This is a genomic window from Ruegeria sp. CDSB022, from assembly GCF_059611145.1.
This window is the reverse complement of record NZ_JBXWOZ010000016.1, coordinates 66,331-74,984: the sequence shown is the minus strand read 5'-3', so window position 1 is coordinate 74,984 and position 8,654 is coordinate 66,331. Positions and strand designations below refer to the sequence as shown.

Here is an 8,654-nt window from a genome sequence, read left to right as displayed (position 1 = left end):
GCCCTGTTCCCCTGATCCAGGCAGCAAGCTTTTCTGATGGTTCACCAACACCTCTCAACGCACCCGGACCCGACAGAACCAAGGGCATGAACACAGCCCCGCCCCGCCCCATCTTGGCCGCATGACGGGCGGCAATGATTGCAGCCTCGGTATCCTGTCCGATGCCTTGAGACAGGGCCCGCCAGGCATGAAAACCGATGGCGGCCTGCGTCACCGGGTGCAGCCCCTCGGAATTGCGCATGACTTCGGCAAGATCGGCGATGGCTTCGGGGACTTCGTCAATCCCCTGCGCAATACGATCTAAAAAGGCTGTCAGGCCGGTCTCCCACCCGCCATCCGATGGCGCGGCGCCGGATGTTAGCCGCCGTACGGCCCAACCCGCGCGGTACAGGGCCTGCACATCATCCCCGGTTGCACCAATCCGAAGCCCGGTCCAAAGCGCCAGCCGATCAACGCTGATCCGGTCGCCGGTCCACCATCCCAAATCGGATACATCCATCAGCGCCAGCCGGTGGGTCCACCCATCCGGACCGGCGCGCAAACGTTCGTCCAAGGCGCCAAAACTAACTGCCAGATCGGCCAGTTCCAACGACAGATCTGCCTGCGCCGCACGCCAGTCCCTGGGATCAAACAAAAGACTGCGGTCGACCCTTGGACCGGGCGGCAGGAAATCCTCGACAGCCTCTTCGTCAGGTGGCAGGAACCACAGATCATCCTCATCAGCGTCGTCATCATCATAGATGCTGCGCGGGCCGAGGGGGTCCTCGTCCTCATCCGGATCGGGAATGACGGGTGTGGTGGTCATGTCCGCTATATTTCTGGTATTTCCGCAGGTTCACAAGGCGTTTTTGACGCGACCTCAGCTTGCAAAGGTCGCGGTTAGAATATCCAGCTTACTTTCCAGGTCAGTCTGATCGCTGTCACCAATCAACATATAGCCATAACCGTCTTTGGACCAGGTCGCCGTCGCCAACCCGCCGAGCACTGCCTCTTTCAAATCCTTGCTTGGCGCGCCTTCACCCTGACGAATGACACAGAAGGCAAAAGGCTGGCCCTGTTCATTCGCAAAGACCACTTGAACCAACGGTTTGCCCCTGAAGGACAACACCTGCGCACGCTTCAATTCCATCCCCGGCAACGCCTCAAGAGTGTCACGTCTCAAGGACAGACCCAGCTGTGCCTCGGCCTGATCAAACTGAGTTGTCAACGCCTGTTCCGAGCTGTCCATCCCCGCGATCGTGTCCGCCGCATATAGTGATTGATAGATCGCCGCCTGCTCAGCCCACCCCATGGGCTGAGGCCTGGTTACCCAATATGTGGCCGACACAGAAATCACCGCGACAGATGCAGCTACTGCCAACAGGCGCAGAGGACCGCCACTGGTTTTTATCTCGGCATTTGGGTCAGGCAAAACCACCTGGGGCATCTCGGCCGGGACATGTTCAAACACCGCTTGTACCACCGGTGCGAATGGATCAAGCTCCATCAGGCGCGCCTCAAGCTCGGGTTCGGCCGCAACCGCAGCTTCTATCGCCTGAGCCTCGGCTTCATTCGCTTTGCCTTCCAGGTACGCTTTGAGAACTTCATCGGAAAACTTCATTTGCGACTCCGTCGAACGGCATCTGCCGCCTCATGCTGCATCACGACTTTCAGTTTTTGTCGCGCATTGGACAGCCTGCTCATGATCGTTCCTATTGGCACCTCCAGCAATGCTGCGGCCTCGCGGTAGCTATAGCCTTCGACATAGACCAGCATCACCGTTTCTCGCTGTGCTTCTGGCAACTGCATCACTTGGGTAAACACTTCGGCGGCGAATATATTCGTTTCCGAGTCCGGTCCGGATGCAATCAGCTCTGACTCTGGGGTCAACGACAGTGCCTGCGCTTTTCGGACCGAGCGGGCACGCAGCTCATTCAACCAGATTGAACGGCAGATCGTCATCAACCAACTGTCCAACCGCTCAAATGACGTGACCTGGTGGTGGCGTTCAAGCGCACGCAGGCAAGTAGCCTGCAACAGATCATCGGCCACTTCGGAAGCACCCGACAGGGCAAGCCCAAACCGCCAGACGCGCCTCGAATGCGTCTGGATCGCGCCGCGCACGGCCTGCTCGGAACTCAATTCACCGACCATAGTTTGCTTCACGACCTCTATCATTTTCACGAACCAGGTTCGCTGGGTCAGGCCTGACATACCCTGCGCGGGAAAGAAATGGAACTTATGTTGAAAAGGAAAGTACCATGCGGTCTTTGAAATTGCCCGTGATCTGATCGGAAATCCGCAGGCTCTGATCGAAACATCCTCACTAGGAACGGAGTCTACATCCAGACAGCCGGATCAAGGAGATGGGTTTAGGTCGCGAAGATACACGTACATAACAAGTTCGACATGCAGGCTTCGGTCGATTTGATGCTTGCGATCAAGGACACGATGAAACCCCTCGTCGATCAGGGCATGTTCATGGATGAAGTCCTGGCGCAAAATCCGTTATCCGTCTTTGAGAAGTTCGCCTGGTTTCACATTCCAACCGAGCGGATGACGATGATTATCTATTGTCTGCTGGCAGAGAGCTGAAATTCTCTTGGCCGAAATCACCTCCTAGAATTTGGCCGTCGAGAATAAGGGCACAATGCGAGGCAGTTAACTGCCTCGCTCAAAACCCCACACAGCCCGCAAAAGGCGCGCTTCACAGATGATAATGGACCCGCAAGATCAGCGGAATTCGCTAGCCTGTGCCAGTTGAGGCAACGGTAGCGCAGCGAGTGTTAACCAGCCTTCTGGAGATACAAGTGTAGGGGATTTCTTCCAGGTTGCAGAGAAAGGCACCTGGCGAAGAAACGGAACAGATATTTCCTGCAATAGGTTCGAAGTCCGCTCGGAAATGTACGGTGCTTTTTACACAGATAACCGCGTAGTTCTTTGGGTCTAGTCCGATATGAGTAAAATGTGCGCGATCAAGACATTGGTTCCGTATACTTGTGACAACAAGGTCAATACTTGCCTCGTGCCCAACCAAACGTAGGGCAGCTGTCTCGCCCAGCGTAGCTATCCCACCGCCATACATTTTTCCGGTATAGCGACAAAGGCCATCACCCAAAGCCAGAACTTCAAACTCTGCTTTGACTGGAACGTGCCCAGCCAAGTTGGACTTTGCACCGACCGCAAGTTTTACCCGTGCACCTTCTCCTGCCTCATGGGCTTGTTTTGCACTTTCAGGGTCATGGAACAGACCCATTAAGACACTCTTTGTCCCGCCCTCAATCAGTGCTGCCAGCAGGCCAGTAGTATCTGATGTCCCGCCCGCACCAGCGTTGTCCTGGACATCTGCGACAACAATGGGTTTTCCCCGCCTCTCGCGACATATCGAAACCGTTTCCTCTAGAGACAACATTGAACAATCAAGATCGGCTTCGCGAGATACGAACAAATGCACGACTTCTTCCGCGGCAGCAGCAGCTTTCTGGGCTGTGGCCGCGTAGGCAAGACATGATGGGCCTGTGTCTGAGAAGTCCGCAGCGGTGAAGCCAAGGGCGATTTCTGCCAGAATTTCCTGCTTCTCAAATCTTTTCGGCAATTGATAGATCTCGCTGAATGGCTTGGAGCCCGTATGTTGCGCATGCAGAGGGATGAGGTAAGGCACCGGTTGGAAAGCCTTGTAGAGCGTTTCGCCCGCTAGCAACCGCTGCAGGACAGGAACGCATCGTGCGCCCGTTTCCGCCATATCCAAGTGGGGATAGGTTCTAAAAACAGACAAATAGTCTGCATTGTCGACCATCTCAGCCGAGATGTTGGCGTGAAGGTCCAAACTTGCGACCACTGGCACTTCGAAGCCCACAACTTCACGTACACGACGCAGAAGCTCTCCCTCACCGTCAGCGAAGCTTTCGGTGACCATTGCCCCATGGAGATCGAGATAAACGCCATCAATGTCACCCACAACCCGGATGCGATCCAACAACATCTCGCAAATTGTTTCGAATGCGTGATCGGTTACATGTGCAGACGGCTCGGCAGAACACCACAGGGTTGGTGCGACTTCAAATCCTGCTGCCGCTGCAGCCTTCGCAAAACCGGCGATAGGTAGGTTCATGCCAAACGTTTCCGATATCACCTGCGCACCGTGCAACATGCTGGGCCAGGAATCGGCCATCTCAAACTCGTGCAGACCGGCCTGCGTCACACCAAAGCAATTAGTTTCATGCTGAAAACCCGCGATCGCAATACGCTTGGTCGCCATCATGTGTGCTCGATTTCTTGTTCGGCATGGGGTGCAGAAAAAACACTTTGGCCATTGCGGATCGTTTCAAGCACCCGCGTATCTGTCAGACGGTCCGGATCGTGCAGTGGATTACGCGAAAGGACAACAAAGTCAGCAACTTTACCCGGTTCGACAGAACCGCGTTGCTCGTCCTTGAAGACTTGCCAAGCAGCGTCGATGGTCTGAGCGCGTAAGGCTGACAGAACGCTGATCTTCTGATCTTCACCGAGCACGCGGCCAGAAACGGATTTTCGATTTACCGCACAGTGGGCAAGATGAATCGGACGCGTCGGAGTGACCGAGGCATCATTGTGGATTGTATATCGCAAGCCAAACCGCTCAGCAGACGCCGCAGGGGATATCCGCTCGGAGCGCTGCGGCCCCAAGAACGTATCGTAGTGGCGATCACCCCAAAAATGTATATGAGCCGGAAAAAAGCTGACGGTAAGTCCAAGCTGGACCATACGCTCCAACTGATCATCCCGCAGAGCCTGTCCGTGGATAATGGTGTGGCGATGATCTGGGCGGGGATGCGCAATAAGCGCCTTTTCCACCGCATCTATGAACATCTCGGCACCGGCATCACCATTGCAGTGGCAATGCATTTGCAAGCCCTTGCTATGGAGTTTTCTGACGTCGGCATCTAGCTGTTCTTGTGAGGTGTAAACCATCCCACAAGGGTGACAGGGATCGGATGGCTTGAAATACGGGGTAGACAAAAACGCGGTCTGCAACTGAAAAGCCCCGTCCGTGAACAATTTGCGCGGACCCAGTGTGAAATGCGGGTTGCCGGGCCAGTTCGTACCGATCCAATGCTCGGACAATTCGGGTTCCAGACTTCCGACAGGTAAGAGCTCAATGTCTATTCCAGGATCCAGATCCGCGGGCTGGCTGGCAAAGTGTTCCAACATGGTTTGCGACGCCCAGGCGTTTTGGGCATAGGTCACACCATAGGATAGGTATTCGTCACGACAGGCCTCAAAGCCTTGCCAGAACCTTTCGCGGTCGATCAGGAAATCAGTATCGCCCATCTCGCCCATGGCCGATAATCCTTCGATCAATCCCGTCAGGGCTCCGGTTTCAGGATCACGGCCAAAGCGGCCGCCTTCTGGATCAGGTGTTTGACGGGTTAACCCGCGCCTGTGAAGGGCAACAGAATTGGCTACGCCACAGTGCCCCGACGCATGAATAACCCAGATTGGATGACGCTGTGATACATCGTCCAGCTCAGCCCGCGTAGGCATGCGGCCTTCGCGAATGGCAGTATTATCAAACAACACGCCCATGACCCATTCACCCTCGGGCGTCTCGCCAGCCTTTTCCCGAATCCTATTCAACGCCTGCGCCATGTGCTTGCAGTCCCCTAAAGGAGGCGAAGATAAGTCGACACGGAACAGCCGTATGAACCCTGGATCCGGGAAATGCCCGTGCGGGTCGATAAACGCCGGCATCAGTGTACGACCCTGAAGGTTATACTCATGTGAGTCAGCCGGCATGCGTGCGCGCAGATCTGCTTCAGCACCGACGGCCTGAATTCTTTTGCCCTCGGTCAGAACAGCCTCTGGAGAGGAGTTCTGTGCATCCATAGTCAGGATTGTGCCGTTAAAATATAGTGTGCTTGGCATTGGATTTCCTACTACGACAGCGGGGCCAGACAACGCAGCCCGTGGCCGCCATTTACTTCCCATTCAGGAGTCTGGGTGCAGATATCCTTGGCAAAGGGACAACGCTCGCGGAACTCACAACCGGACGGGCGTTTGAGCAAACTGGGGGGCTCACCTTTGAGAGCGATCCGTTCCAACCGCGCATCCGGGTCCGGCTCTGGGTTGGCACTCAGGAGGCAGCGGGTATAGGGATGGCGCGGCTCGTTAAAGATGGCCTCGGTTGTACCTTCTTCAACCAATCGGCCCAAATACATGATTCCCATTCTGTCAGCCACATGGCGTACGACGCTAAGGTTATGCGTGATAATCACCATCGCAAGCCCCAGCCTTTCGCGCAGGTCGTTGAGCAGGTTCAGCAGTTCACCCTGAACCGACACATCGAGACCTGCAGTGGGCTCATCCGCAAGGATCAACTTGGGTTCCAATGCCAATGCACGTGCCACACCCACGCGCCGAGCTTGGCCGCCAGATAGCTGATAAGGATAGCGGTCCGCGAAATGCGTGGGCAAGTTGACCATTTCCAACAGGCGCTTGGCTTCGGCGTCCATGTCACGGTCCTTCATGCCCTGAATGCGGTAAGGCTCGGTAATCAGACTGCGGATGGTCAGACGCGGCGACAGGCTTCCAACCGGGTCTTGAAACATCATCGCCATGTCTTTGCGCAACGGGCGCATAACACTTTCGGGTGCACCCCGAATTTCCTGACCTTCGAAGGTGACCGAGCCATCTTGCGCAGGTGCTAGCCCGGCAATGGCGCGAATGACCGTGGTTTTACCAGACCCACTTTCACCAACCAGCGCGTAAGTCTCTCCGGGTTCTACGGTAAAGCTGACACCCGCCAGTACATTGACCGGGCCATAGCTGGTATTGAGGTCCACAACGTTCAGCAAGCTCATGATGCGACCTCCTGATGGTTCAGCCAGCACGCAGCGTGATGGCCTTCTTTCAACTGATCCAGTGGCGGCACTTCGGTGGCGCAGAGCGCCATGGCCCGATCACAACGATCCCTGAAAATGCAGCCCCCCGGCAGGTTGGCCAAGTCGGGCACTTCACCGGGAATGGTTGGCAATACACGGGCTCGCTCTTTGATGTGACCGGGGTCGCATTCGATCAGTCGGCGTGTGTAAGGGTGTTTAGGATTGTGAAAAATCTCCCGTACGTCCCCGCTTTCAACAACTGCGCCAGCATACATCACAACAACCCGGTCGCAGAGTTCTGCGATCACGCCCAAATGGTGCGAGATGAACAGGATGGCACAGTGAAACTCGCGCTGCAGCTCTTGCAGGCGCTCAATGATCTGCACCTCCAGTGTCGCATCCAGTGCAGTTGTCGGCTCATCCGCAATCAAAAGATCAGGTTCGGACATCAACGCCATCGCGATGGCGATCCGTTGACGCATCCCGCCAGAGAATTCATGCGGATATTGCGCCAGACGCGCCTCAGGGTCAGGAATGCCAACAGCGCCCAACATTTTGGCCGCGTGCGCCAACTTGTCAGCTTTGGACTGTCTGGATCGGTGCTGAATATCCAGCATCTGCTGACCGATAGTCAGAACCGGGTTGTGCGTTTGCATCGGATCCTGAAAGACGATGGATATATCCGCCCCGCGCAGGTCCCGCATGTGCCGATCAGAAGCTTGCAGCAAATCCTTCCCCTTGAACCTAATTTCTCCTTCACGGAACCGGGTATTGGGCGCGGTCAAACGCAGAATGGATGAGATCAATGTGGATTTACCACAACCGGACTCTCCCACGATGCCAACGATTTCACCTTTGTTGACGTTGAATGTGATGTCCCTCAATGCCCTGAGGTCGCCACGGCCTGTTTCGTAATCGACGCAAAGCTGGTCGATTTCCAGAAGTGTCTCGGTCATCGCTGTTTCCTCAGTTTCGGGTCAACTACATCGCGCAGGCTTTCACCCAGAAACGTGAAGCCAAGCGTTGCCAGAATGATCGGCAGGCCTCCGCCAACAACCAACCAAGGAGTTTGGCGGATCAGGGAATAGCCATCCTTAAGCAAAGCACCCCAGCTCGGGGTCGGAGGCTTAACGCCCAGACCCAGGAAGGACAGGCCGGCCTCAAGCGCGATGACTGTAGGGATATCCATTGCCGCCAACACAGCCAGAACGCCAATGATGTTGGGCAGCATATGCACACCCAGAATGCGCGCCATGCTGGCCCCCATCGACCGTTCGGCCAAGATGAATTCGGAATTGCGCAATGTCAGCGTTTGGGTCCGCGCGACACGCCCATAGGTTGGGATCGAGGTCGCCATGACGACAAACACGACCGTCTGCAGACTGGGCCCGATCAGGGCCACAACAGCCAGCGCGAACATCACTGTCGGAAAGGAACGGATGGTATCGAAGAAAAGCATTAGAAGATTATCGAGCCATTTCGGCCCATACCCTGCAATCATGCCCAGTGTCAGGCCAATCGCCATTGCTCCGAACACGGCGGGCAATGCCACCTTGAGCGCAACTTGGCCCCCCGCTATGACCCGCGAAAACGTATCGCGCCCTAACTGATCTGTGCCCAGCAGGTGTGCTGTGGACGGTCCCTGCAAGCGGGATTTGATATCCATCGCAATCGGATCATAGGGTACGATCCAATACGCAAAGATTGCGCAGAAAACGATGACACCGACGATGATTAAGCCCATGAGACCAAGCGGGTCGCGCGCAACGCCGACTATGATCTGGCCCATTTCGGAACGAGATTTTTCCATGTGCC

9 protein-coding genes are annotated in these 8,654 nt (G+C 55.7%); 1 reads left to right on the top strand and 8 read right to left on the bottom strand.

Features of this window, described 5'->3' with window-relative positions; genetic code table 11:
- The 3 genes from AC2FIZ_RS17925 to AC2FIZ_RS17915 form a co-directional block, all read right to left on the bottom strand.
- Positions 1–805, bottom strand: an 805-nt coding sequence (locus AC2FIZ_RS17925) for a helix-turn-helix domain-containing protein (protein WP_496791424.1), incomplete at its 3' end; no start/stop codon positions are given.
- 54 nt (positions 806–859) lie between these two features.
- Positions 860–1,600 (bottom strand): hypothetical protein, encoded by a 741-nt coding sequence (locus tag AC2FIZ_RS17920; protein ID WP_496791422.1) that lies wholly within the window; start codon positions 1,598–1,600, stop codon positions 860–862.
- Positions 1,597–2,193, bottom strand: coding sequence for an RNA polymerase sigma factor (locus tag AC2FIZ_RS17915; RefSeq protein ID WP_281972986.1), 597 nt, complete (start codon positions 2,191–2,193; stop codon positions 1,597–1,599). The genes AC2FIZ_RS17920 and AC2FIZ_RS17915 overlap by 4 nt, the downstream gene beginning before the upstream one ends.
- Positions 2,194–2,430: 237 nt before the next feature.
- Here AC2FIZ_RS17915 and AC2FIZ_RS17910 point away from each other — a divergent pair, with 237 nt between their 5' ends.
- Positions 2,431–2,574, top strand: coding sequence for a hypothetical protein (locus AC2FIZ_RS17910; RefSeq protein WP_282027169.1), 144 nt, complete (start codon positions 2,431–2,433; stop codon positions 2,572–2,574).
- A gap of 151 nt (positions 2,575–2,725) precedes the next feature.
- Here AC2FIZ_RS17910 and AC2FIZ_RS17905 read toward each other — a convergent pair whose 3' ends face one another.
- From AC2FIZ_RS17905 to AC2FIZ_RS17885, 5 genes are read right to left on the bottom strand one after another with little or no spacing between them, the layout of a single operon-like run.
- The gene (locus AC2FIZ_RS17905) at positions 2,726–4,240 is read right to left on the bottom strand and encodes a M81 family metallopeptidase (protein ID WP_281995041.1); all 1,515 of its coding nucleotides are present in this window, start codon (positions 4,238–4,240) and stop codon (positions 2,726–2,728) included.
- A complete protein-coding gene (locus AC2FIZ_RS17900; protein WP_282027168.1) occupies positions 4,237–5,883 on the bottom strand; it encodes an amidohydrolase in 1,647 nt (548 codons plus the stop codon). Before AC2FIZ_RS17900 ends, AC2FIZ_RS17905 begins: the two co-directional genes overlap by 4 nt.
- Before the next feature lie 11 nt (positions 5,884–5,894).
- Positions 5,895–6,818, bottom strand: a complete 924-nt coding sequence (locus AC2FIZ_RS17895) for an oligopeptide/dipeptide ABC transporter ATP-binding protein (protein WP_142636099.1) — start codon at positions 6,816–6,818, stop codon at positions 5,895–5,897.
- Positions 6,815–7,795 carry an ABC transporter ATP-binding protein gene (locus AC2FIZ_RS17890; protein WP_281995039.1) on the bottom strand — a complete coding sequence of 327 codons (981 nt, stop codon included), beginning with the start codon at positions 7,793–7,795 and terminating at the stop codon, positions 6,815–6,817. Before AC2FIZ_RS17890 ends, AC2FIZ_RS17895 begins: the two co-directional genes overlap by 4 nt.
- Positions 7,792–8,649: an ABC transporter permease gene (locus tag AC2FIZ_RS17885; RefSeq protein ID WP_281995038.1), complete on the bottom strand. Its 858-nt coding sequence runs from the start codon at positions 8,647–8,649 to the stop codon at positions 7,792–7,794. The genes AC2FIZ_RS17890 and AC2FIZ_RS17885 overlap by 4 nt, the downstream gene beginning before the upstream one ends.
- Between the last annotated feature and the right edge of the window lie 5 nt (positions 8,650–8,654).

What these genes read in the sequence shown, in the direction of transcription:
- AC2FIZ_RS17910 (WP_282027169.1), top strand. Translation starts at nt 2,431, where the DNA reads ATGAAACCCCTCGTCGATCAGGGCATGTTCATGGATGAAGTCCTGGCG.
- AC2FIZ_RS17890 (WP_281995039.1), bottom strand. Translation starts at nt 7,795, where the DNA reads ATGACCGAGACACTTCTGGAAATCGACCAGCTTTGCGTCGATTACGAA.
- AC2FIZ_RS17885 (WP_281995038.1), bottom strand. Translation starts at nt 8,649, where the DNA reads ATGGAAAAATCTCGTTCCGAAATGGGCCAGATCATAGTCGGCGTTGCG.
- AC2FIZ_RS17900 (WP_282027168.1), bottom strand. Translation starts at nt 5,883, where the DNA reads ATGCCAAGCACACTATATTTTAACGGCACAATCCTGACTATGGATGCA.
- AC2FIZ_RS17905 (WP_281995041.1), bottom strand. Translation starts at nt 4,240, where the DNA reads ATGATGGCGACCAAGCGTATTGCGATCGCGGGTTTTCAGCATGAAACT.
- AC2FIZ_RS17895 (WP_142636099.1), bottom strand. Translation starts at nt 6,818, where the DNA reads ATGAGCTTGCTGAACGTTGTGGACCTCAATACCAGCTATGGCCCGGTC.
- AC2FIZ_RS17920 (WP_496791422.1), bottom strand. Translation starts at nt 1,600, where the DNA reads ATGAAGTTTTCCGATGAAGTTCTCAAAGCGTACCTGGAAGGCAAAGCG.
- AC2FIZ_RS17915 (WP_281972986.1), bottom strand. Translation starts at nt 2,193, where the DNA reads ATGTCAGGCCTGACCCAGCGAACCTGGTTCGTGAAAATGATAGAGGTC.